The following is a 24,682-nucleotide window of genomic DNA, read 5'->3' as shown; positions in this document are numbered from 1 at the left end:
GCACCTTCTAACCTAACTATGTGGTCTGGTTCTAAGTCGGTATCGGCTGAAGATGCGTCGGGTAACTACATCCACTACGGTGTACGTGAATTCGGTATGACGGCAATCATGAACGGTATCGCACTACACGGTGGTTTCGTACCATACGGTGCAACTTTCCTAATGTTCATGGAGTACGCGCGTAACGCAATGCGTATGGCGGCTCTGATGAAAGTTCAGAACATCCAGGTTTACACGCACGACTCTATCGGTCTTGGCGAAGATGGCCCAACTCACCAACCGGTTGAGCAAATGGCTTCTCTACGTCTGACGCCAAACATGAGCACATGGCGCCCATGTGACCAAGTTGAGTCAGCAGTGGCTTGGAAACTGGCTATCGAACGTAAAGATGCACCGACTTCACTTATCTTCTCTCGTCAGAACCTTGCACAGCAAGAGCGTGACGCTGAGCAAGTAGCGAACATTGCTAAGGGTGGTTACATCCTGAAAGATTGTGCAGGCAAGCCAGAGCTTATCCTTATCGCAACCGGCTCTGAAGTTGAGCTAGTAGTAAACGCTGCGGCTGAACTGACTGCTGAAGGCAAGCAAGTACGTGTTGTTTCAATGCCATCAACGGACGCATTCGACAAGCAAGATGCAGCTTACCGTGAAGCGGTTCTACCATCTGACGTGACGGCACGTATCGCGGTAGAAGCGGGTATTGCTGATTTCTGGTACAAGTACGTTGGTTTCGACGGCCGTATCATCGGTATGACCACCTTCGGTGAATCTGCACCAGCAGGTGAGCTATTCAAGATGTTCGGCTTCACAACTGAAAACGTTGTGAACACAGCGAAAGAGCTATTAGCTTAATTGTTAATTGCTTTGAAAGCCGGGTCCTTGTGACTCGGCTTTTTTGTTTTTACCCGATACGATGAACTAGATGCGATTTATAAATCTATCAGGTAGTATTTGTGACACGAAAAAGATGTAGAGCGATGGAATCATGCTAAAAGTTGCGATCAACGGATTTGGACGTATTGGACGTAATGTTTTGCGGGCAGTATATGAAAGTGGCAAAAGCCAAGAAATTAAGGTGGTAGCCGTTAATGAACTGGCTCAGCCCGATGCGATGGCACACCTACTTCAGTATGATACTAGCCATGGTCGATTTGGTAAGAAGATTACCAACGATCAGGAGCATATTTACGTTCACCATGAGAGCGGAGAATTTGATTCCATCCGTATTCTTCATCTGGCAGAAATCGATCTTCTGCCGTGGCGAGATCTGGAAGTGGATCTGGTGTTGGATTGCACAGGTGTGTTTGGCTCTCAAGCTGATGGCCAAGAGCACATCAAAGCAGGGGCGAAGAAAGTCCTGTTTTCTCACCCGGGCGCCAGCGATCTCGACAATACCATTATTTACGGTGTCAATCACGATACGCTAAGAGCGGATCACAATGTGGTATCCAATGGTTCGTGTACGACCAACTGTATCGTACCTATTATCAAAGCCCTTGATGAAGCTTTTGGAATCGATTCAGGAACTATCACCACTATCCACTCTTCGATGAATGATCAGCAGGTCATCGACGCCTACCATTCTGACCTCAGACGTACTCGCGCAGCCAGTCAATCAATTATACCGGTAGACACCAAGTTGCATAAAGGTATTGAAAGAATCTTCCCGAAATTTTCTAACAAATTTGAAGCAATTTCAGTACGAGTGCCTACTGTAAACGTCACAGCCATGGATTTAAGCGTCACAATTAATACAAATGTGAAAGTTAATGACGTAAATCAAACCATTGTTAACGCTTCTCAGTGTACATTACAGGGCATTGTTGACTATACTGAAGCTCCGCTCGTTTCCATCGATTTTAACCATGATCCCCATAGCGCGATCGTCGATGGCACGCAAACCCGAGTCAGTAATGGCCATTTGGTCAAAATGTTGGTTTGGTGTGATAACGAATGGGGATTTGCGAACCGTATGTTAGATACGGCACTCGCTATGCAAGCCGCTCCCCGTCAAATTTGACGCTGCAAGGCCACTTTTATAGGCGAAATGCAGATTAGCGGCGATGGAGAAATATTTATTTCCAGTCTTGAAATAAATGCTGATAAACTCCATATCTAAATCAGTTTGAAGAATTATTGGGCTTGGCAGGGTCGCCGGGCCTTAAAAACTTTACTTTTTGAATATTTGAGAGGACACATCATGTCTGTAATCAAGATGACTGACCTGGATCTAGCAGGTAAACGTGTATTTATCCGTGCGGACCTAAACGTACCAGTAAAAGAAGGCAAAGTGACTTCTGATGCACGTATCCTAGCATCTCTACCAACTATCAAGCACTGTCTAGAAGCTGGTGCTAAAGTTATGGTTACTTCTCACCTAGGCCGTCCAACGGAAGGTGAATACGCAGAAGAGTTCTCTCTACAACCTGTCGTTAACTACCTAAATGACGCACTAGATTGTGACGTTAAACTGGCGAAAGATTACCTGAACGGTCTTGAACTAAACGCGGGTGAGCTTGTTGTTCTTGAAAACGTTCGCTTTAACAAAGGCGAGAAGAAGAACGAAGAAGAGCTATCTAAGAAATACGCAGCGCTTTGTGACATCTTTGTAATGGATGCATTCGGTACGGCTCACCGTGCACAAGCATCTACTCACGGTGTTGGTATGAATGCACCTATCGCATGTGCAGGCCCTCTACTAGCCGCTGAACTTGAAGCACTTGGTAAAGCAATGGACAACCCAGAGCGTCCGCTAGTTGCTATCGTTGGTGGTTCTAAAGTTTCTACTAAGCTAACAGTTCTAGAATCTCTATCTAAAGTGGCTGACCAACTTGTTGTTGGTGGTGGTATCGCAAACACATTCATTGCTGCAGACGGTCACAACGTAGGTAAGTCTCTATACGAAGCAGACCTAGTTGAAACGGCTCAAAAGCTAATGAAAGAGTGTTCTATCCCAGTTGCGACTGACGTTGCATGTGCGAAAGCATTCGACGAAAACGCAGAAGCGGAAATCAAGCACGTTTCAGAAGTGGCTGACGACGACATGATCTTCGACCTAGGTCCTGAATCAACAGCAGCTCTAGCTGAAATCATCGGCAACGCGAAAACTATCCTATGGAACGGTCCTGTAGGCGTCTTTGAATTCAAGAACTTCGAAGCAGGTACTAAAGGTATCTCTGAAGCAATCGCTCAGTCTGCAGGTTTCTCTGTAGCGGGTGGTGGTGACACGCTAGCAGCTATCGACAAGTTCGGTATTAAAGCTGACGTTTCTTACATCTCTACGGGTGGCGGTGCATTCCTTGAGTTCGTTGAGGGTAAAGTACTACCAGCAGTTGCGATGCTTGAAGAGCGCGCTAAGTAATTAAACGAAAGCGGGGGAATGATTCTCCCGCTTTCTTGTTTGCTGCAAGTCACATTGTTCTTTGTTAGAATGACGCACGTTGTGAGCAAACGTTTGCAAGAATTTAAACTTAACAAGTTTTATTTTTAAAACGACAGATAAATAGGATTACATCCATGTCTAAGATCTTCGATTTCGTAAAACCAGGTGTTATCTCTGGTGATGACGTACAGAAAGTTTTTGAAGTAGCAAAAGAGAACAACTTTGCTCTTCCGGCAGTAAACGTTGTAGGTACTGACTCAGTAAACGCAGTGCTTGAAGCAGCAGCTAAAGTGAAAGCTCCAGTTGTTGTTCAGTTTTCTAACGGTGGCGCAGCTTTCTTCGCTGGTAAAGGCATTAAACTTGAAGGTCAAGGTGCACAAATCCTTGGCGCTGTAGCAGGTGCTAAATACGTTCACGCAGTTGCTGAATCTTACGGTGTTCCAGTAATCCTACACACTGACCACGCAGCTAAGAAACTACTACCATGGATCGACGGTCTTCTAGACGCTGGTGAAGAGTTCTTTGAGCAAACTGGTAAGCCACTATTCTCTTCTCACATGATCGACCTTTCTGAAGAGTCTCTAGAAGAGAACATCGAAATCTGTGCTAAGTACCTAGAGCGCATGGCTAAGATGGACATGACTCTAGAAATCGAACTAGGTTGTACTGGTGGTGAAGAAGACGGCGTTGATAACTCTGACATGGACGCTTCTGAGCTTTACACTTCACCTGAAGATGTTGCTTACGCATACGAGAAACTAAACGCTGTTTCACACCGTTTCACTATCGCAGCTTCTTTCGGTAACGTACACGGTGTATACAAGCCAGGTAACGTAGTTCTAACTCCAACTATCCTACGTGATTCTCAAGCATACTGTGCTGAGAAGTTCGGTATTGCGCCTAACGCTCTAAACTTCGTATTCCACGGTGGCTCAGGTTCTACTGAAGCTGAAATCCAAGAGTCTATCGGCTACGGTGTTATTAAGATGAACATCGATACTGATACTCAGTGGGCAACTTGGGATGGTATCCGTCAGTACGAAGCTGAAAACCGTGATTACCTACAAGGCCAAATCGGTAACCCAACGGGTGAAGATGCGCCAAACAAGAAGTACTACGACCCACGTGTATGGCTACGTGCAGGCCAGTCTTCAATGGTAACTCGTCTAGAGAAAGCGTTCGCTGACCTAAACGCAGTAGACGTACTATAATTCTCCTGAATCCAGTACTCTGTTAAGTTTGCAAAACCCGCTCAATGAGCGGGTTTTTTTGTGTCTGGCGTATTTGTTTTATGAATGGGCTATTCCTCACCTAAAAGGGTGGCGAAAATGAAAACCATTGCGTAATCTGTAACGAGTCGATATCAGTTTTTTCCGATAACTCTTTGTTTTTGTGTTCTTTGCATAAACGTCACTTTATGAATCGTCAAAATTGATATATCGTGCCAAAAATCTGACATAGTTTCAGGTTATCTATGGAGACGACATCGTCTATCAATCATAAAAAGTCGTGTGATTCATAGGATCGCCACATATTTTAGAGGGTATACATTATGGCAGGAGAGTCGGTGGAGATTGAAACTCCATTAGTGGATGGTCTAGCGCAGGCTGAATCGTGGATTACCAATAATTCTGATTTACTGATCCAGTATGGTGTGAATGTTCTTTCAGCCATTCTGATTCTATTCATCGGTAACATCTTCGTTAAGATGGTGGCAAACAGTGTCGCCAAGATGCTGAAAAAGAAAAATATGGATAAAGCGGTTATCGAGTTTATCCATGGTTTAGTTCGCTACTTATTGTTTGTGATTGTACTGATTGCGGCATTGAGCCGGATTGGAGTGCAGACAGCGTCTGTTGTGGCTGTCATTGGTGCGGCAGGCTTAGCGGTTGGTTTAGCGTTGCAGGGGTCGCTGTCAAACTTTGCAGCGGGCGTGCTGATTGTTGCTTTCCGACCATTTAAATCTGGCGATTACGTCGAAATTGGTGGCGTAGCAGGCAGTGTGGAATCTATCCAAATCTTCCAAACGGTTCTGACGACTCCAGATAACAAGATGGTTGTCGTACCAAATGGCAGTGTTATCGGTGGCCCTATCACTAACTACTCGCGTCATGAAACTCGTCGTATCGACTTGATGATCGGTGTGTCTTACAGTGCGGATCTGCAGAAAACCAAAGCGCTTTTAACCAAGATCTGTGAATCTGACGAGCGTATCCTTAAAGATCAGGCGGTTCAGGTTGGCGTGCATACGCTGGCGGATTCTTCAGTTAATTTTGTAGTTCGCCCATGGGTTAAGACATCTGATTACTGGGGAGTGTACTTCGATCTAATGCAAGCGATTAAAGAAGGCTTAGATAATGAAGGTATTGAAATTCCATTCCCGCAAATGGATGTTCACCTTAACAAGGTTGAATCCTGATTGGAAAAGCGAGGCTTAGCCTCGCTTTTTTACATCTCAATTACTGAGTTTGGGATAGCTTGCAATAGTTTCGGCAGGGAAGAGCCATCAATGCCTATGGTCAGTTCAGGGTGACCGGGTGTATAGAGGATTTCCGAGTGCTGGTATAAGGCACTATCCACGACAATCTCAATATGTTCAGGCATACCAAAAGGACAGACCGCGCCTGGAACACAGCCTAGCAGCGCTATCATTTCTTCATCGCTGCAAATGGAAGGTCGCTTCCCCAAGACTTGCTTCATGGCTTTACTATCAAGGCGAGCATCTTTGTGGGTCAGATACAGCGCATGCCCACCCCCTTTCAATTTCAGGAACAGACTCTTGCTATGGGTACCCGTCCAACCAAGTTGTTCAGCGACACGCACATCAGTAGCGAAATCGAGAATGGGCTCATGGCGCCATTCTTCAAAGCTCACTTCAAGCTGTTGAAGAAGGTCTAGGTTGTACTGATAGATTTGCTCTAATCGTTCCATGTAATTATCCGTGTTTATTGGCCAGTTCGTTTATTAGCATCAAGGCAATCGTGAACATCATGATGGCGACCACAACATCAATCCCTTGTTTTACTTTTGGTTTTGATAAGGTGGGGCCAAGCTTAGCAGCACCTATCGACAAGGTGTAGAACCAAACAAAGGAGGCCATGATCGTACCTAATGCAAACGAAATTCGATCTTGTCCTTCAAACTGTCCGCCAATGGAGCCAAGGATCACCACAGTATCAAGGTAGAGGTGAGGGTTAAGCACGGTAACTGCCAATGCCCCGAGAATCACCGCTCTGCGACCACGTTCTACAACTTGACGCTTGGATTCGGACGCTCTGTTCGCTTGCACGGCGCTTTTGAGTGACAGTAAGCCATAGAAGGTCAGAAAGGCAATACCGCCTAAAGTGACAACCGTGAGTAGGGTTTCATTTTGTGACAAGACTGCACCACCGCCAAATATGCCTAGCGAGATAAAAATGACATCGAGAACGCTACAGATGGTAGCGGTCGTCAAGTGATGGTTTCTCTTAATGCCTTGGTTGAGAACATAGGCATTTTGTGCCCCAATCGGAATAATCATGCTGGCACCCAGCCCAAAACCTTGTAATAACACCCATAGATTCACGTTTTTCTCTCCAGTGAATTGCCAATATGAGCGTTGAGAATAGAGTCAGCATCTTGATAAGTATAATTAATGATTTTAATCTATTATAAGTTTTGCTTATTTTGGTAACGCTATGCGTGGATTGGATTACAAATGGATAGAGGCTTTGGAGTCGGTGGTGACTCAAGGCAGCTTTGAACGTGCAGCTGAAGCGCTCTACATCTCACAGTCTGCGGTCTCACAGCGTATAAAGCAGTTGGAAAAGTTTCTCGCTCAGCCCGTTCTTGTTCGTGAGCAACCACCTAGAGCGACTATGGTGGGTAAAAAGCTGCTGGGCCTTTACCACAGGGTGCAATTACTAGAAAGTGAGCTGGTGCCTGAATTAACCAATAGTGATTCAGAACGCCCGCTGGCGATTTCTATCGCCACCAATGCCGATAGCTTGGCAACTTGGCTGTTGCCTTCCCTACAGCAGGTACTGACAACACGGAACATTGAGCTGAGACTGGCGGTACTGAATGAAGTCAGGGCGATAGAAAAGCTTAAAAGTGGCGAGGTGACAGGAGCAATTAGCCTGGAATCACGGCCTATTCCCGGATGTCAGGCGGACTATTTGGGGCGAGTTGATTATGTTTGCGTGGCGAATCCGCAATTCGTTGAGCGTTATTTCCCCAACGGCGTCAACTATGACTCCTTGCTGCGAGCCCCCGCTGTGGCGTACGACCAGCATGACGATCAACATCAGCTGTTTTTAAAAGAGCATTTTAATATTCTGCCAGATAATGTCCGGACTCATCGTGTTGCCAGTTCAGAAGCGTTTGTCAAAATGGCTCTGGCAGGAGTCGCGTATTGTTTGATCCCAAGCTTTCAGATCAAAAAAGAGTTAGCGCAAGGGAGTTTAGTCGACATCTTGCCTGGGTTCTTAAGCTCATACCGCATTTATTGGCATCACTGGCAACTCGAATCGGGCGTATTGGAAGAAGTGACTCAATCCATTGTTAATTATGCGAGAAATGTGCTGTCGAGCTAGCACTTGGTTAAAGTTCTGTCAGAACATCGAACAAGACTCCTCAAGCGGTATCTAAACGCTATGATGTATGTGATTAGTTAAATAAGGTGAACAATAATGAAGATAGTTTCTAGCCTGGCAATTGCCGTTTCAGGCCTGGTCAGTATTGGTGCTTACGCTGATACGCCTAACTTCCCACACCTAGCTACGACCGGATATGGTGAAGTTGTCGCAAAACCTGATATGGCGAAGTTTACGGTTCGTGTGGTGGAAACCACCATGACGGCAGAACAAGCCAAGCAGACAGTCGACAAAGTTGTGACTGACTTTCTGACTGAACTAAAAGATCAGGGAATGAGTGCTGACAACATTACCAGCTCCAATCTTTATATATCCCCTCAGTATCATTACCCGAAAAATGGTAAGCCTGAATTAGTGGGTTACCGCGCCTCTCGCACCGTAAATGTGACCGTCGATGAATTGGCGAACTTGAATCAGTATCTGGATATTGCGCTGAACTCGGGCATCAACCAGGTCGAAAACATTCAGCTTAAAGTGAAAGATCAGGCTAAATATCAAGAGCAAGCACGCCAAGCCGCCATCAAGGATGCCAATAGCAAAGCAGAGTCATTGGCTTCTGGTTTTGGTAAAGACATCAATGGTGTCTGGCGAATTGATTACAATATGCCGAGCAGTCAACCGGTACTGATGCGTTCAATGGCGATGGATGCAAAAACGGAATCTAACACCTATCAGGATTCGACAATCGTGATACGTGATCGAGTTGACGTCATTTACCAGTTAGATTAACCATAAAAAGCGCCTTTTTTAGTCGTAACTAAGGCGCTTTTATAAAATTATCAATTGCCCCTAGGGTTATTCTTAACCACTTTTTTATTCGGTGATATACTGCCCCGCCTTCGATTTGGGAGCCGTGGTAGTGAGACAACGAAAAAACATCTTTTGGCACTTGTGCATTACCACAGTGGTGTTGGTGTCGATCGCGTCTGCTTACTACGCTCAGCAATACCAAAACCTTGAAGAAGAAACGGTGGAGTTAACGGCTAAACAGGCCATGCATCAACTCGCCTACAGTGAACGCGAATATCAGAGCGTTCGCAGCCAGCTTGTTTCGATCATCGAATTACTTTCCCATAGCCGAAGCCTCTACGATTACATTCTTTCTCCTAACACTGAGAATCGTGAAGTTGTTGAAGAAGTGTGGTCTTCGATGGCGATCAATCAGAAATGGTATAGCCAGATCCGTTTCATCGATAATGCGGGTCAAGAACAGTTACGCCTTAACTATCTGCTGAGTGGTAATCGTGTTCAGATGGCTGAGCAGTTGCAGGACAAATCTCATCGTGGCTATTTCCGCTATGCCAAACTGCTCCGAGATGATCAAATTGGCGCGTGGGGGATCGATCTTGAAATGGAAAACGGCGAGCTGGTATTTCCATACAAACCCGCACTGCGTTTAATCACTCCGGTTGAAGTACAAGGCCAGCGTGCTGGCTATTTAATACTTAATATTGATATTTGGTATCTGACCTCCCGTCTTAATTATTCCCCTGACAAGTCATTCCGCCCAGAGCTGGTCGGTGAAGCGGGTTTTTACATGATCAGCGATGATCCGAGTAAATTATTTGGCCACCTGTTAGCCAGCCGCAGTCAGCATAATCTTGCGCGTTACTACCCAGAAACTTGGCAGGCGATGCAAGATCAGAAGTCGGGTTACCATTTAGAAAAAGATCATCTGATTGTATTCAATCAGATCTATATGGAAGGGCGACAAAAGCTCTATTTGGTTATCGATCTTAGTCAGGAAGAACTGAAAGTACGTTCTGAGCGAGATTATCAAATACTACTTAAAGAAGCTTCAATCGTCTTACTGATGGTGCTAGCTTTCACCGTTCCAGCGACCAGTGGGGTTGTTTATTACCGCAAGCGAAGTTTAGAGAGTCAACTTGCAAGAGCAGCGTTAAGCGGTATGTCCGCGGTGGTTATTTCGGATAAAAAGCATCAAGCAGTTTTAGTCAATGATGAGTTTGAGAGACTCACCGGTTATCGCCAGAAAGACATTGCGTCTCAGAACATGATCAAAGCATTGGTGGGCGAAGAACAGTTTGCGACGACCTTACAACTGTTTGAGGCTCTGTCGTCCAATCAGATCTGGGAAGGTGAGATAACCATCCATAATCAGAAAAATCACACTAAGGTCACCGCGATTATGCGTGTGCAATGCGTGTTGGCTAAGGGGCGGAAAGTCAGTTATTACATCACGTCGCTGGTGGATATCTCTGAACGTAAAGAGTTGGAAGAGCGACTGAGAATTTTAAGTGAAAAAGATGAGCTGACGCAGTTGTGGAACCGACGTAAGTTTGAACTGGAACTGCGTCACAGTGCCAAATTGAGTGGGCGTTATCCTGAGAGGCATGACACTTGCCTTGCGCTGCTTGATATTGATTTCTTCAAGCGGGTAAATGATGAACTGGGTCATGATGAAGGTGACCGAGTTATCAGTCGAGTAGGTGCCATTATTACTGAGGCGTTGCGTGAGACAGATTTTATCGCCCGTATTGGTGGTGAGGAGTTTGCGATCATTATGCCGCACACCAGTATTGAAGAAGCAGAACAAGCGCTGAATCGAGTGCGAATCGCGGTTGAAATGGCAGCAGACGTTCCTATTACGGTGAGTGTGGGGCTGACTGATTTAACTTCGAATAGCACGCGTTGCTACAAGTGTGCGGACATTGCCTTGTACGAGTCCAAAACCTTGGGACGCAACCGAGTCTCTGTTTGCCAGAGCTGTGATGAAATTGCCTAAAAAAATCGAGCCTAAGCTCGATTTTTTATGTCTCTAATTATGCGGCCTGCTCAATGGTGATTTGGATTTGTTCCATTGAACGATGCAGATGGCGATCAAACTCTTCGGCGGCTTCATCGGTGTCTTTCGCCAGAACTAGTTTCATGATCTTCTCATATTCGTCAATTTCGAATTGGCGTGGGTCTAAGCCGTTGTGTCTTGCAAAATAGCGATAGCGTTTGATTTGATTGATCAAATCAGTGAAGAATTCAAACATATTCCTAGAGTTAGAACCTTCTAATAGTGCGATGTGGAATTGGTGCTGGCGCTCTTCCCACTCTTTCCAGTCAAAATTGTCGTTAGTCAGGTTGATACGTGACAGTTTATGGAATGAGGTGAGTACTTCCAACTCCCAATCTTCGCCGCCAGATTTGATCGACTTTTTTAGTAGTACGGCTGCAACAGTACGTAAGCTCTCATAGAGATCCTCCAGCTCTTCGACGCATACTGGGGATACCCAGCAGCCTTTTTGTGGTTCTAAACTGACATACTTCGTCCATGAGAGTTGCACTAGTGCTTCTCTGATTGGTGAGGCCCCTACGTGGTATCGGCTTTTTAGATCTGCAACTACTAGCTTTTGACTCGGTTTGAGCTCTCCGCTTAAGATGTCTTGGTAGATCATTTTCGAGACTTTGTCAGTCAACGTTGGGCTAGACACTATCCTTTCCTCATATGCATAAATACAGCGTTATATAAAACGGGCGTGAATTTAATAGTACGCAATACTTTGATTGATAATACAGCGTACCAAATAGTGAGACAAGAGGAAGGGATAAAAAAAGAGGGCCGAAGCCCTCTTTAAAAAGTGAATATTTATTCGGTTATTATAGAACGTGAACAGAAGCTGTGTTTGTTGTGCCAGAAGCGACTAGAGCGCCAGATACCATAACAACGATGTCACCTTTGTTGCCTAGACCAGATTCAAGTGCTAGCTCTTTACCTAGTACGTAGAATGCGTCAGTGCTGTCGATTGAATCAACCAACACAGGGCGAACACCTTTTGTTAGCACAAGCTGAGCTGCTGTTTTTGCATTGTTAGTCAGTGCAAGGATGTTTGCTGTTGGGAAGTACTTACGTACTGAACGAGCTGATTTACCACCTTCAGTTGCCACAACGATCAGTGGAGCCGCTAGTTTTTCAGCTGTGTCTACAGCACCTTTACATACTGCTTCTGTGATACGTAGACGAGGGCTGTCTAGGCGAGAACCTAGTTCAGCTTTTAGTGCTGCATCTGTGCGGTTTGCGATTTGAGCCATGATAGTTACCGCTTCAACTGGGTACTTACCTTTGGCTGTTTCACCAGAAAGCATTACAGCATCAGTACCGTCCATCACTGCGTTCGCAACGTCACCAGCTTCTGCACGAGTAGGACGTGGGTTGTTGATCATAGAATCAAGCATTTGAGTTGCTGTGATAACCATCTTACGTGCACGGTTACATTTCTCGATCATCATCTTCTGAGCGAAGATCACTTCTTCCGCTGGGATTTCAACACCTAGGTCACCACGAGCAACCATGATACCGTCAGACAGCTCTAGGATCTCATCGAAGTTATCAACACCTTCTTGGTTTTCGATCTTAGAGATGATGTGGATATTTTCACCGCCGTTAGCCGCAAGTACTTCGCGGATTTCTTTCACGTCAGACGCTTTACGGATGAAAGAAGCTGCAACGAAGTCAACGCCTTGCTCACAACCAAACTTAAGGTCGTTTTTATCTTTTTCAGATAGGGCAGGTAGGTTTACTGAAACGCCAGGTAGGTTAACACCTTTGTTTTCGCCTAGTGCGCCGTTGTTCAGTACCTTACATTTCACTTCAGTTTCTGAAGTAGCCAGTACTTCCATTTCGATCAGACCGTCGTCCACTAGGATAGTGTTACCAACGTTAAGGTCTGCTGCGAAACCTGCGTAAGTTACCGCTACTTTGTCTTTGTCGCCCACAACTGAAGTGTCAGTTGTGAAAGTGAACTCCTGACCAGCAACCAGATCAACATCGTCGCCATTTTCTAGCTTGATAGTACGGATCTCTGGACCTTTAGTATCTAAAAGGATAGCCAGTTGCTTACCAGACTCTTCCATTACTTTACGGAAGTTCGCAATACGAGTGCCGTGCTCTTGGTAGTCACCGTGAGAGAAGTTTAGGCGCATTACGTTCATGCCTGCATTTACGAGTTCAGTTAGCTTCTCTACAGATTCAGTTTTAGGGCCAATCGTACATACGATTTTGGTCTTTTTCATGGAAGATATTCTCCGGTCAATAATAGTTACAATCTGAAAGTCATTTATCTCGCTGAAGTCGAGGGTTCCCGCCTGGCATTTCGAGCCTTCTATATACAAGAGAACATCAATGTTGTCGTCGACTTCAGAACTGAAAGTCTTTCAACAAGTTTAGTCATTTTATGACCAAACTGTCTGGATAATACTCAGCATTTCTGTGACTAACCTAGGATATATGCGGTTAGTTGCAAAAAAATAACGGTCAATTCTGTAATTTTTTTTCTTTTCGGTGGCGAATTCTACCACTGATTCACGCCAATATCACTGTTTAAGAATTGTCTTAGGACAAGGTTTTGCCGCTATTTTTTATTTTTTGGTTCAAAATAAATGGACTTTAAAGTTTCGGTTTGACTATAATTTCTTTCACAACGAAACTTATTAAATGAAATTAAGATGTCGAAACGAAACACGCAACTAAGAAGACACGCAATTTCTAATTTGGTAAATGAAAAAGGTGAGGTCAGTGTTGAGTCTTTGTCTCTCCAATTTGAGACTTCTGAAGTCACAATTCGAAAGGATCTTGCCTCTTTAGAGAAAAATGGCCAATTATTGCGTCGCTATGGAGGTGCTATCGCATTACCAAAAGAAGTCGTCAGCGATGAATTGAGCGAAAATGTTTCGATTCGTAAGAATGAGCTCGCCCAAGCGGCCGCCAAGCTGATCCGCGAGCACAATCGCATTGTGATCGACAGTGGTAGTACAACCGCTTCATTGATCAAGCAACTGGATGGTATGCGTGGTTTGGTTGTGATGACCAACTCACTCAATGTGGCGAACGCGCTTAATGAGCTTGAAAGTGAGCCTACTTTATTGATGACGGGCGGGACTTGGGATGCTCATTCTGAGTCTTTTCAAGGACAAGTCGCTGAGTCGGTACTACGCTCATATGACTTTGACCAGCTATTTATTGGTGCTGATGGCGTTGACTTAGAGCGAGGTACGACAACATTTAATGAATTGGTCGGCCTAAGTAAAGTGATGGCTGAAGTGTCACGTGAAGTCATTGTGATGGTCGAATCTGAAAAAATTGGTCGTAAGATTCCAAATCTCGAGCTGGCTTGGAGTTCCATCGATATCTTAATTACTAACAAAGACTTGAATCCTGAGTTCAAACAGCAAATTGAATCTCATGATGTGAAAGTTATTTGCGTATAAAGCTATTTAAAACAATTTAATCAATTTAATCCCGTCAATTTGGCTTTTTTTGCTTGCTGTCTAGATTGCGTACCTCAGATGGGGAAGGGATACCGAAACGGAGATACAAATATGTGTGGAATCGTCGGTGCAGTAGCACAACGAGATGTGGCTGAAATTCTGGTGGAAGGCTTACGCCGCCTTGAATACCGTGGTTATGACTCTGCAGGTGTTGCTGTAGTTGATGGTGATTCTAATCTGACTCGCCTTCGTCGCCTGGGTAAAGTTCAGGAACTGGCGGACGCTGTGGACGCAGCGGAAGTGGTCGGTGGGACAGGTATCGCACACACGCGTTGGGCAACCCACGGTGAGCCTTCAGAGGCTAACGCGCACCCGCACATGTCAGGTGATATTGCTGTTGTGCATAATGGCATCATTGAAAATCACGAAGAGCTGCGTGAGCTGCTAAAGTCTCGTGGCTATGTATTTGACTCCCAAACGGACACTGAAGTCATTGCTCATATGGTTGAGTGGGAGCTACGCACTGCTGACTCATTACTTGAGGCGGTTCAGAAAACAGCCAAGCAACTTGAAGGCGCTTACGGTACAGTTGCTGTTGATCGCAAAGATCCTTCACGCATTGTTGTTGCTCGCTCTGGCAGCCCGATCGTTATTGGTTTCGGTGTCGGTGAAAACTTCCTCGCTTCAGATCAGCTTGCATTGCTAAATGTGACCCGTCGCTTTATGTACCTGGAAGAAGGCGATGTGGCTGAAATTACTCGTCGTGAAGTGAACGTGTTTGATCTTTCTGGTGAACGTGTTGAGCGTGAAATCATTGAGTCAAATGCAGAGCACGATGCGGGTGATAAAGGTAAGTACCGTCACTTCATGCAAAAAGAAATCTACGAACAACCAACGGCTTTAATTAACACAATGGAAGGACGCCTAACATCGGATTCAGTCGTCACCGAAGCTATTGGTGTTAATGCGGCAGAAATCTTGAGTAAAGTTGAGCATGTACAGATCGTCGCGTGTGGTACGTCTTACAATGCCGGAATGACTGCGCGTTACTGGTTTGAAGACATTGCAGGCGTAAGTTGCGATGTTGAAATTGCGTCTGAGTTCCGATACCGCAAATTTGTGACTCGTCCAAACAGCCTGCTGATCACTCTGTCTCAATCAGGTGAAACGGCTGATACTTTGGCAGCCCTTCGTCTGGCTAAAGAGAAAGGCTACATGGCGGCAATGACGATTTGTAACGTTGCAGGATCGTCGTTAGTTCGTGAGTCTGATTTTGCTTTCATGACACGTGCTGGCGTGGAAATTGGTGTTGCATCAACGAAAGCTTTCACAACTCAGCTTTCAGCACTGTTAATGCTAGTGACGGCGCTCGGTAAGCAGCAAAACCGTGTAAGCAAAGAGAAAGAAAAAGAGATCGTTGAAGCACTGCATGCGCTGCCAAAACAGATCAACTCTGCACTATCGTTTGAGAAAGATATTGAAGCTCTGGCGGAAGATTTTGCTGATAAGCATCACACCTTGTTCCTTGGTCGTGGTGAATTTTACCCGATTGCCATGGAAGCTTCGTTGAAACTGAAAGAGATCTCTTACATTCACGCAGAAGCTTATGCGGCGGGTGAATTGAAGCATGGCCCTCTTGCGCTGATTGATGCGGACATGCCGGTAGTTGTTGTCGCACCGAGCAATGAACTGCTTGAAAAACTTAAGTCGAATATTGAAGAAGTACGTGCACGTGGTGGTTTGCTGTATGTATTTGCGGATGCAGACGCAGGCTTTGAAGCCGATGAGACGATGAAGATCATCACGATGCCTCACGTCAGCGACATCACTGCGCCAATCTACTACACGATTCCAATGCAGTTGCTGTCCTACTATGTTGCGCTGATCAAAGGTACGGATGTGGATCAACCACGTAACTTGGCTAAAGCAGTAACGGTAGAGTAAGCCACGCAAGATGTGATTACATTTGTTGATAGCGCGCTATACAACTAGCGAAAGCCTAAAGCGAAGTCATATGACTTCGCTTTTTTATATCTGCCATAAATGCTAGTGGAATATCCCGTCAATGCTCACTCGCAAGCTGAGTAATAGGTGTTCATTGGTTTTGTATCACGGTTATGGACCTAGGCGCTCTGGGTGTATGACAAAAATGTCATCTTCGAGATAGGTTGATGTCAGGTGTGTTGTTGAATAATGAAGCCATTGAAAACAAACATACTCAAAGGTCATCAATATGAAAGCACTGAAAACCGCTCTCCTTGTAACAACACTAGCAATCACTAGCACATCAGTATTTGCTCAACCTACTTTCAATGGCGGTAGATACATTAACCGAGAAGAGATGAAGACCATTTCTGTAGAGCCAGCCGCAACTTCAGATGCTGCCTATCAACAAGCTTTGGTTGAGCTAAACGCGTTAAAAGGTATGTCGTCTCGCGAGCTCGATAAAAAGCTGAACATCAGCCTCTTGAGTTTCGATGTTGCGAACAATAGTACACATCTTCAAGATGGCGGTTTTGTCACAGTACAAGAGCGCATGAATGAAAACGGTCAATTGGAATATTTGGGCATTGTGAATGTCAAAGTGAACTACGCAGAGCGCGATAGCAATCGATAACAAGCTCCAATGAGAAGAGTATGATGTCATCGACATCGTACTCTTTTACGCTTGTCGACGCTGCGCGCAATTCACTGAGATAGAGGGTAGACATTGAAATTACTGATTGTAGAAGATGAAGTCAAAGCAGGGGAATACTTGCAAAAAGGGCTGGTGGAGTCTGGCTACGTGGTTGATTGGGTGCAAGATGGTGTTGATGGGCTGTATCACGCAACCAGTGAGCTCTATGACCTGATTCTTCTCGACATCATGTTACCCAAGCTGGACGGTTGGCAAGTGCTCAATACTTTACGCAGTAGTGATATTCATACCCCAGTCATTATGCTGACAGCCAAAGAGCAGATTGAAGATCGAGTTCGCGGTTTTGAGCTCGGTGCCAATGATTATGTGGTTAAACCCTACGCGTTTGCTGAACTGTTAGCGCGAATACAAAACGTATTTCGTCATCATACTTCCTCTCGAGTGCTAACCTCGCCGCAAACACTTCAAATTGCCGATCTAAAGCTGGATATGATCAAGCGAGTCGCGACGCGAAGTGGGCAATCCATGACGTTAACAGCGAAAGAGTACGCTCTACTTGAACTTCTAATGCGTAAAGAGGGACAAATTCTCTCACGCACTACTATTGCTTCATTGGTGTGGGATATGAATTTTGACAGTGACACCAATGTTATCGACGTTGCCATTAAGCGATTGCGCCAAAAGGTGGACAAACCGTTTGAGACGTCTTTGATTCATACCGTTAGAGGAATGGGCTATAAGTTGGAAGCGCTTGATGCTTAAATTACCCGCCAGCTTATCCATGCAAAATAAACTTGTGCTGATGTTTGTCGGTACGACATTGGCTGTGTATCTAGCATTAGCATTTATTCTCTATTACACCATCGAGCGTCATTTCTTTAATCAAGATTACAGCGACATCGTGACCAAATATAACGCGATAGAAAAGACGATGCTGGTCTCACCTGAGTCTGCTTACCTTATTATCGACAATAGTTCTGCTTATATGTGGGCATATAAAGATAAAACCCTGACTTATAAGAATTCGACACTCTCTATCCCTGATGGCTTGTCTTTAACGCTGAGTTCTCCGCAGATCTTAGATCGAAACAATGCTATCGAATGGCGTGAAAGTTCATTAGATATTCGAGCTTTTGCGTTTAAAAACAAAGGTGCCATTGTTGTGATCGGCATGAGCATCAACCATCATCGGCTGTTCTTAAGTAAACTTGGCTGGATCTTATTCTGGTCTTTAGGCTTTGCATTTATCGCGTCTACATTGTTTAGCCGAGTAATCGTAAACAGAGGCTTGAAGCCGATTGTGACCTTAAACAAGCACATTCAACATATCACACCAGAGCAATTGGATATTCGTATTGATCCTGAGAGTCTGCCAGTTGAGCTGCATGAACTGGCCGCTAAGCACAATGCGATGTTGGATCGTTTGCAAATGGGCTTTCATCGTTTGAGTGAATTTTCTTCTGATATTGCCCATGAACTTAAAACGCCTCTGACCAATATTACGACCCAAAACCAAGTGATATTGGGCGCGTGTCGTACGTCGGAGGAATATCAAGAAGCCATCGCCTCTACGCTTGAAGAGTTAAACCGCATTACCAAAACCATCAATGATTTGTTGTACATCGCGAAAGCGGAGAACAAGCTCATCCATCGGCACAATGAAACCTTCGCTGTTGAGGAGCAGATTGAGCGCTTAATCGAGTACTTTGACATCTGGGCGGAAGACTCTGCCTTGACCATCACCACTTCGGGTCAAGCTATGTTGTTTATGGATCGCAATATGTTTGATCGGGCAGTGGGAAATGTGCTCTCGAACGCAATTCGACATGCGTATGACGAGACTGTGATCTCTATTAAGGTCACGCAGAAAGGAGGACAAGTGTGCATCACGATCGCGAATGCAGGAGAGACGATACCCAGACCCTATTTACCGTATTTGTTTGAGCGTTTTTATCGGGTTGATAAGTCACGTCAAAATACAGGTAGTGTTGGGGCGGGGCTGGGTTTATCGATCACGCAATCAATCGTACGTGCTTATGATGGCCAGATTAGTGTGGCTTCAGAGAACAACCAAACTCAATTTTTCATTATGCTCCCAGCCATTAGTGTTGCTCAAGCTGCGGAATTACGTCATTTAGAGACGCTTTGAGCGTTGCTTTGTTTTCCGGCTCTGGTAAAGGTGGTAGCAAATCAGAGAGCATTGCCGCGTGACATTTTCTGGTTTTAGTCTTGTGGAATAAGGTTAGATGCTCTCGATGGAGTAGTAGATAAAGAGCGAAAGGCAGAGACTTGGAGCCTCTGCCTAGAAGTTGCTTAGTTTGAATCTAGGTAGGCCTTGGCTGAAATTTCAGTCCACGCTCGGACTTTGGCTAAATATTGACGCTGAGATTCGATGATCTGTTTTGCCAGTGGATCGCTACTCGCTTGTTCCTCAAGCAACTCCTGTGTGGCTTTCTGCATTGCCTCGAGGACTTGCGGTGGGAAGTCTCGAACCTTGATATCAGGATATTCTTGAGTCATGGTTGCCCAGCTGTTGGCATTAGCATCGAGTGCCTGTGTGTACATATCAAATGCCGCTACCCTGAAAGCTGTTTCTAGGATCGATTGAAGATCTTTAGGTAATCTGTCCCACGTTTTCTTGTTGACCAAGAATTGAGTTTCAGAGCCAGGTTCGTGCCACGCGGTGTAGTAATAAGGGGCGATTTTTTGAAAGCCCATCCGCAGATCGAAAGCAGGGCCTACCCATTCAAGCGCATCAATGGTGCCTCGTTCAAGGGAGGTATACAGTTCACCCGGTGCGATGTTGGTCGGTTTTGCTCCGACTCGTGCCATCACTTCTCCGGCAAATCCAGGAATACGAATTTTTAAACCTTTTAGGTCTTCAACGGAATTGATTTCTTTTTTAAACCAGCCGCCCATCTGAATATCGGAGTTGCCACCAGGGAAGGAAAGTAAGTTATGCGGTGCGTAGACTTTTTCCATCAACTCCATACCACCACCACGATAAAACCAAGCGTATTGCTCGGTCGTGATCATCCCGAAGGGCATGGAAGAGAAATACAGTGTATTAGGTACTTTACCTTTCCAATAATACGAACTGGAGTGCCCAAGGTCGTACTGACCTGACTTGACCATATCGAAAATACCCAATGGCGCTTTGTGTTTATTGGCAGAGTCTATGCGAATCTTAAGGCGACCGTTAGACATCTCCTCTGCTAACTGAGCCATGTTCTTCGTGGCATCACCTAGAATTGGAGTATTTGGTCCCCAAGTTTCAGCTAGCTTGAGTCGATAGACTTTTTCTGCGGCGAAACTGGTGACAGACGCTAAACCTAATAGCAACGCGATGGCGCCAGTAACTGTAGAGCGAATGGTTTTATGAGATGGCATCATGATGGAGGTTACTTCCTTGTTATTGTGATTATCGTTACCCCTAGATTTCAGTTAGATGATAGTTCCGTCAATGGATTTTTGATTGGCATAATCTTGGTCAATCGATATAAAAGTCGGCTTTTCAGCAGCTATGAAAGATTGTTGCTTTGTTAATGAGTTATGGTGTGAAAGATCGCTTTGAGATTTATTTTAAATCAAGTGAATTCTCTGGATAGCAAAAGTGCTGCGTAAGTCACGCAGCATTTTCGTTGTTGTTAAATCAAGTTAAGGGGTGTGATGCGCTAGGTACTGCTGGGCTTGAGAAGTGCCCATGTAACGGGCTAGTGTTTTGACAGGTACTTGCTGAAGATCAACCATGATCAACCCATCCAATGCATTGTTAAAAGATGGATCGACATTGAATGAGACTAACTTACCATTAAGACCTAAGTATTGACGCAACAATACGGGGACCCCTTTGCCGTCATCAATACGTGCAATCACTCGCGACAATAGCTGAAGGTCGCCCAACGCGGCCAGCATGCTAGTATTCCAGTTTTTGGGCTGAACTGGCAGAGGATTCGATGGTGTCACGTATTCGGCTTTCTCTGAGTCGTAATGATGGAGAGTCATGGTATCGGCAAGCAGTTGTCTCGCTTGCTCACTGTAATCGTTACTGATACTGACAGGGCCAAACAAATGCGTATAGCTTGGGTTGTGGTGGACGAAAGTGGCGATCCCTTTCCAGAGCAAGAGCAGAGCACCCATACTTTTTTGATACCGTTCATCAATCACCGAGCGACCCATTTCAATCGATTTGCCCATGGTGTTGAGAAAGTCTTCGCCATAATGGAACAGGGTTCTCGAATAAAGACCGGACAGTCCCTTATGCTGCATAAGCTCATCGATTAATCCAAGGCGATAGGCGCCAACTAGGCATTCATTATCTCTGTCCCAGATAAACAAATGCTTGTAGTAACGATCAAATTCGTCGATGTCCAAAGCAAGGCCTGTGCCTTCACCCACTTTGCGAAAGTTATTCTCTCTCAGCCTGCCTATTTCATGCAGTAATGAAGGAATATGTTCGGCGTCGGTGCAGTAGACATCAAACTCACCACTGGTCAATAAGTGATGCCCAGCTGGCAGCTTGGTAAGGTCCGTTTTAAGATCTTGAACAGGTAAAGCATGTGCGACAGGTAAAGGGTTAGACTCTAACTCTTCGCTGTGCCCACCAGTTAAAGTTTTGTTTTGTAATAAGTAGGTATTCAGGCGAAGGTAGTTAACAATTTGCGCATCTGTTAGGCCGTTGACTTCTTTAAATTTGATTGCTGACCCGATAGATATATTGATCGGCTGTTGGGTTTTATTGAGTAGTTCGCGGCCAAGCATCAAGGTTCTTAGTAGAGGGTGCACTTTGCCAGCCATATAGAAGCGCTTGGAGTTTTGACCATCGATAAACATTGGTATGGTACTCGCTTTGGCCTTACGCACTAAGCTGCTCACCGAACGGCTCCATTCCTTATCCTCGATACGTTGAGTCTTACGATCAACCAGCTGGGAGACTTCCCCTGCAGGGAAAAGGAGCAATAGCCCACCTTGATCTAAATGATGATGTGCTTGGCGAAGCGCTTTCAGGTTTGCTTTATGAGCGTTCTGGCCTTCAAATACATCGACACCGATAAACAGCTTATCCAGCTCAGGGACGGTTTTTAAATACTGGTTTGCCAATATCTGTACATCGTCTCTGACATGCAGCAGTAGCTCTGCCAGGATCACACCCTCTACGCAACCAAGAGGATGATTGGCGACGACCACTGTTGCCCCTTGAGTAGGAATATGCGTCAAAGAGCCTTTGACTACCTGATAATCAATACCGAGGATCTCTAGCGTAAATCGTAGAAACGCTTTGCTATCACAGCCTGTTGGCCTTTGCGCGTAATACTGATCAAGCTTATGCAGACCAGTGGCCCACTCGGCTAAGTTTTCTCCTAAACCAAAAGGTGTCTTACGTGGTAAACGAAAAGGGCTCGAAACTTCCATATTGTCCTCGGTTCTACGATTTTCAAACCGAGATTAGGTCGGTTTGATTGCAGTTTGAGGTCAGTGGAGTGAGAGATTTATGAACGAGTGATGACGCTTTCGTGATCCAATAATAAATGGCAGCGTGTTGCTAATTTCGGGTGTAACAGTGGAAACTTGCTTGAACGAACAATACGATTGGTCGCAAAATGTACGGAATGCTTGCCCGTGTTGGTCATTTACTGCTAGGTTGAAAGAGCGGGGAAGACTTATTACTAACAAAAGTGCAGCATCAGACCTAGCTCGGAGTTAGTAATAGCAGAGTCAATAGACCTTCGATTTGCTGGGCTGGAATCAACGGGAACTTTAGGGTTCCCGTTGTTACGTATGAACGTTATTTCGAGCGATGTACTGACATATGCGCCAGTGTTACGAGGGCTTCCTTATAAGGAGACTCGCTGAGGACAGATAATTCTGCAATGGCTTTATCGGCTTCTTGATACGCTTTCTGGCGGGTGTATTCCAAAGAACCTGTCTGTTCCATGGCTTCCATAATGGCATCGAGCTTTTCCATACCGTTGGCTTTTTCAATCGCCTCACGAATCATCTGGGTTTGCTCAGGCGTACCATGTTGCATCGCATAGAGCAGCGGCAGCGTTGGTTTACCTTCAGCAAGATCGTCACCAACATTTTTGCCCATTTCATCGCCATCAGACGTGTAGTCCATGACATCGTCGATCAACTGGAATGCGGTACCCAAATATTTACCGTAGTTTTGTAGAGCGGTTTCTACTTCCGATGGGGCATCGTTAAGAATGGCGCCAATTTGAGTTGCGGCCTCAAACAGACGTGCAGTCTTAGAATAGATAACCTGCATGTAGCTCTCTTCAGTGGTGTCAGGGTCATTACAGTTCATTAACTGTTGAACTTCACCTTCAGCGATGATGTTGACCGCATCACTCATCAACTTAAGGATCTTCATGGATCCTAGCTCAGTCATCATCTGAAAAGAGCGCGTATAGATAAAGTCACCAACCAATACGCTGGCCGCATTACCGAAAGCAGCATTGGCAGTTGCTTTTCCGCGACGCATATCGGATTCGTCAACGACATCATCGTGTAGCAGTGTCGCGGTGTGAATAAATTCAATAAACGCTGCTGCTGTGGTGTGCGCCTGACCCTGGTAATCCAGAGCACGAGCTGACAGCACAGCTAAAAGGGGACGTATGCGCTTACCACCACCACTAATGATGTAAAAACCTAATTGGTTGATTAAAGATACGTCTGAGTTGAGTTGAGCATGAATTGTTTCATTCACTTTTGCCATGTCATCGGCAGTTAGCGCTTGGATAGCTTTAAAATCCATTGTAAATCCGGCTGAAGTTAGAACTAGTAAGGTCTTCTTATCTGATTTAATTGCTGAATAATACACTAAAAAACGTTGATTAATACATGGCTAAAGGGCATGATTGCCGCACTTTTATCTGGCGATTAGCTTTTCGCCAATTTTTTCAAAATATGGCTTGTCATAGGGACATCTCTTCTGTAGAATCTGCGCCCTATTGATGATTAGTTTAGCGCACACCCATGATGCTCATTAAATAAGCATAAGGCTGTGCGGAAAAAGCGGAGTAAGATATGTACGCTGTTTTCCAATCTGGTGGTAAACAACACCGTGTAAGCGAAGGTCAAACTCTTCGTTTAGAGAAATTAGACGTAGAAACTGGTGCAACTGTTGAATTTGATAAAGTTCTTCTTGTTGCTAACGGCGAAGACGTTCAAGTTGGCGCTCCTCTAGTAGAGGGCGGCAAAGTAGTTGCTGAAGTTGTACAACACGGTCGTGGCGACAAAGTTAAAGTCGTTAAGTTCCGTCGTCGTAAGCACTCTCGTAAGCAACAGGGTCACCGTCAGTGGTTCACTGAAGTGAAGATCACTGGTATCAACGCTTAATTTATAGGAGAGTTTAACAATGGCACACAAAAAAGCTGGTGGTTCTACTCGTAACGGCCGCGATTCAGAAAGTAAACGTCTGGGTGTTAAGCGTTTCGGTGGTGAGTCTGTTCTTGCAGGTAACATCATCGTTCGTCAACGTGGTACTAAGTTCCACGCTGGTACTAACGTTGGTATCGGTAAAGACCACACTCTATTCGCTCTTACTGAAGGTAAAGTGAAGTTCGAAGTGAAAGGTCCTAAGAACCGTAAATTCGTAAGCATCGAAGCTGAGTAATCCTCGCTGAGATTAAGAATTTAGGCTTCTAGCTGAATTCAAAAGCCCTGCCGATTCGGCGGGGTTTTTTATTTGTAGCGAGATGGAATCGATACTAAGGCACTTTGTAAAAAGTCCCTCATTATATATTCCTGAGTAGCAGAACGATCTGGGATTTTAGGTGATCGATCTGAAATTGGGATCTGCTAGAATTT

General features: G+C 45.1%; 22 protein-coding genes. 15 read left to right on the top strand and 7 right to left on the bottom strand.

All coding sequences use genetic code 11. From position 1 onward, the window contains the following. The 5 genes from F0265_RS18205 to mscS form a co-directional block, all read left to right on the top strand. On the top strand, positions 1–852 hold an 852-nt coding region (locus tag F0265_RS18205; protein WP_301338242.1), incomplete at its 5' end, for a transketolase family protein. 133 nt (positions 853–985) lie between these two features. Then, a complete protein-coding gene (gene epd / locus F0265_RS18200; protein ID WP_171749930.1) occupies positions 986–2,020 on the top strand; it encodes an erythrose-4-phosphate dehydrogenase in 1,035 nt (344 codons plus the stop codon). Between the two features lie 180 nt (positions 2,021–2,200). Continuing rightward, positions 2,201–3,361 carry a phosphoglycerate kinase gene (locus F0265_RS18195; RefSeq protein WP_065741132.1) on the top strand — a complete coding sequence of 387 codons (1,161 nt, stop codon included), beginning with the start codon at positions 2,201–2,203 and terminating at the stop codon, positions 3,359–3,361. Positions 3,362–3,516: 155 nt separating this feature from the next. Next, complete coding sequence (gene fbaA / locus F0265_RS18190; protein WP_171749929.1) at positions 3,517–4,593, top strand: class II fructose-bisphosphate aldolase; 1,077 nt, start codon at positions 3,517–3,519, stop codon at positions 4,591–4,593. Between the two features lie 341 nt (positions 4,594–4,934). Next, on the top strand, positions 4,935–5,801 hold the full coding sequence (mscS, locus tag F0265_RS18185) for a small-conductance mechanosensitive channel MscS (RefSeq protein WP_171749928.1): 867 nt from the start codon (positions 4,935–4,937) through the stop codon (positions 5,799–5,801). Positions 5,802–5,830: 29 nt separating this feature from the next. On the opposite strand, the gene F0265_RS18180 is transcribed toward mscS, so the two are convergent. After that, positions 5,831–6,313, bottom strand: coding sequence for a YbaK/EbsC family protein (locus F0265_RS18180; RefSeq protein WP_171749927.1), 483 nt, complete (start codon positions 6,311–6,313; stop codon positions 5,831–5,833). 4 nt (positions 6,314–6,317) lie between these two features. Further along, positions 6,318–6,947 (bottom strand): LysE family transporter, encoded by a 630-nt coding sequence (locus F0265_RS18175; RefSeq protein WP_171749926.1) that lies wholly within the window; start codon positions 6,945–6,947, stop codon positions 6,318–6,320. A 112-nt stretch (positions 6,948–7,059) separates the two neighbouring features. On the opposite strand from F0265_RS18175, the gene F0265_RS18170 reads away from it, so the two are divergent. The 3 genes from F0265_RS18170 to F0265_RS18160 all read left to right on the top strand — a co-directional run bounded on the left by F0265_RS18170 (position 7,060) and on the right by F0265_RS18160 (position 10,762). Then, positions 7,060–7,956 carry a LysR family transcriptional regulator ArgP gene (locus tag F0265_RS18170; protein ID WP_171749925.1) on the top strand — a complete coding sequence of 299 codons (897 nt, stop codon included), beginning with the start codon at positions 7,060–7,062 and terminating at the stop codon, positions 7,954–7,956. 96 nt (positions 7,957–8,052) lie between these two features. Then, entirely contained in the window at positions 8,053–8,745 is a 693-nt protein-coding gene (locus F0265_RS18165; RefSeq protein WP_171749924.1) for an oxidative stress defense protein, read from the top strand. A gap of 130 nt (positions 8,746–8,875) precedes the next feature. Beyond that, positions 8,876–10,762, top strand: a complete 1,887-nt coding sequence (locus F0265_RS18160) for a diguanylate cyclase (protein WP_171749923.1) — start codon at positions 8,876–8,878, stop codon at positions 10,760–10,762. A gap of 37 nt (positions 10,763–10,799) precedes the next feature. On the opposite strand, the gene F0265_RS18155 is transcribed toward F0265_RS18160, so the two are convergent. Continuing rightward, entirely contained in the window at positions 10,800–11,459 is a 660-nt protein-coding gene (locus F0265_RS18155; RefSeq protein WP_021456707.1) for an FCD domain-containing protein, read from the bottom strand. Positions 11,460–11,625: 166 nt separating this feature from the next. Beyond that, a complete protein-coding gene (gene pykF / locus F0265_RS18150) occupies positions 11,626–13,038 on the bottom strand; it encodes a pyruvate kinase PykF (RefSeq protein WP_006958219.1) in 1,413 nt (470 codons plus the stop codon). 432 nt (positions 13,039–13,470) lie between these two features. On the opposite strand from pykF, the gene F0265_RS18145 reads away from it, so the two are divergent. The 5 genes from F0265_RS18145 to F0265_RS18125 all read left to right on the top strand — a co-directional run bounded on the left by F0265_RS18145 (position 13,471) and on the right by F0265_RS18125 (position 19,019). Beyond that, positions 13,471–14,232: a DeoR/GlpR family DNA-binding transcription regulator gene (locus F0265_RS18145; protein ID WP_021456706.1), complete on the top strand. Its 762-nt coding sequence runs from the start codon at positions 13,471–13,473 to the stop codon at positions 14,230–14,232. Between the two features lie 111 nt (positions 14,233–14,343). Further along, the gene (gene glmS / locus F0265_RS18140) at positions 14,344–16,176 is read left to right on the top strand and encodes a glutamine--fructose-6-phosphate transaminase (isomerizing) (RefSeq protein ID WP_171749922.1); all 1,833 of its coding nucleotides are present in this window, start codon (positions 14,344–14,346) and stop codon (positions 16,174–16,176) included. A gap of 289 nt (positions 16,177–16,465) precedes the next feature. Continuing rightward, positions 16,466–16,849: a DUF3316 domain-containing protein gene (locus F0265_RS18135; RefSeq protein ID WP_171749921.1), complete on the top strand. Its 384-nt coding sequence runs from the start codon at positions 16,466–16,468 to the stop codon at positions 16,847–16,849. A 93-nt stretch (positions 16,850–16,942) separates the two neighbouring features. Further along, positions 16,943–17,632 (top strand): heavy metal response regulator transcription factor, encoded by a 690-nt coding sequence (locus tag F0265_RS18130; protein WP_064488064.1) that lies wholly within the window; start codon positions 16,943–16,945, stop codon positions 17,630–17,632. Beyond that, the gene (locus F0265_RS18125) at positions 17,625–19,019 is read left to right on the top strand and encodes a heavy metal sensor histidine kinase (protein ID WP_171749920.1); all 1,395 of its coding nucleotides are present in this window, start codon (positions 17,625–17,627) and stop codon (positions 19,017–19,019) included. Before F0265_RS18130 ends, F0265_RS18125 begins: the two co-directional genes overlap by 8 nt. Positions 19,020–19,183: 164 nt before the next feature. Here the strand turns inward: F0265_RS18125 and F0265_RS18120 are convergent, their stop codons facing one another. From F0265_RS18120 to ispB, 3 genes are all read right to left on the bottom strand, one after another. Continuing rightward, complete coding sequence (locus tag F0265_RS18120) at positions 19,184–20,263, bottom strand: TRAP transporter substrate-binding protein (protein ID WP_171749919.1); 1,080 nt, start codon at positions 20,261–20,263, stop codon at positions 19,184–19,186. 264 nt (positions 20,264–20,527) lie between these two features. Next, a complete protein-coding gene (locus tag F0265_RS18115; RefSeq protein WP_171749918.1) occupies positions 20,528–22,282 on the bottom strand; it encodes a lysophospholipid acyltransferase family protein in 1,755 nt (584 codons plus the stop codon). A gap of 373 nt (positions 22,283–22,655) precedes the next feature. Next, positions 22,656–23,627: an octaprenyl diphosphate synthase gene (gene ispB / locus F0265_RS18110; protein ID WP_171749917.1), complete on the bottom strand. Its 972-nt coding sequence runs from the start codon at positions 23,625–23,627 to the stop codon at positions 22,656–22,658. A 272-nt stretch (positions 23,628–23,899) separates the two neighbouring features. Between ispB and rplU the strand changes: the two genes are divergently transcribed. Together rplU and rpmA are read left to right on the top strand one after the other, a co-directional pair. After that, positions 23,900–24,211, top strand: coding sequence for a 50S ribosomal protein L21 (gene rplU / locus F0265_RS18105; RefSeq protein WP_006958203.1), 312 nt, complete (start codon positions 23,900–23,902; stop codon positions 24,209–24,211). A gap of 19 nt (positions 24,212–24,230) precedes the next feature. Further along, on the top strand, positions 24,231–24,488 hold the full coding sequence (gene rpmA, locus F0265_RS18100; protein ID WP_004409945.1) for a 50S ribosomal protein L27: 258 nt from the start codon (positions 24,231–24,233) through the stop codon (positions 24,486–24,488). The last annotated feature ends 194 nt before the right edge of the window (positions 24,489–24,682 follow it).

Source organism: Vibrio sp. RE88, from assembly GCF_013113835.1.
In the GTDB taxonomy this organism is placed as follows: domain Bacteria; phylum Pseudomonadota; class Gammaproteobacteria; order Enterobacterales; family Vibrionaceae; genus Vibrio.
This window is presented reverse-complemented; position numbering and strand designations above follow the sequence as displayed.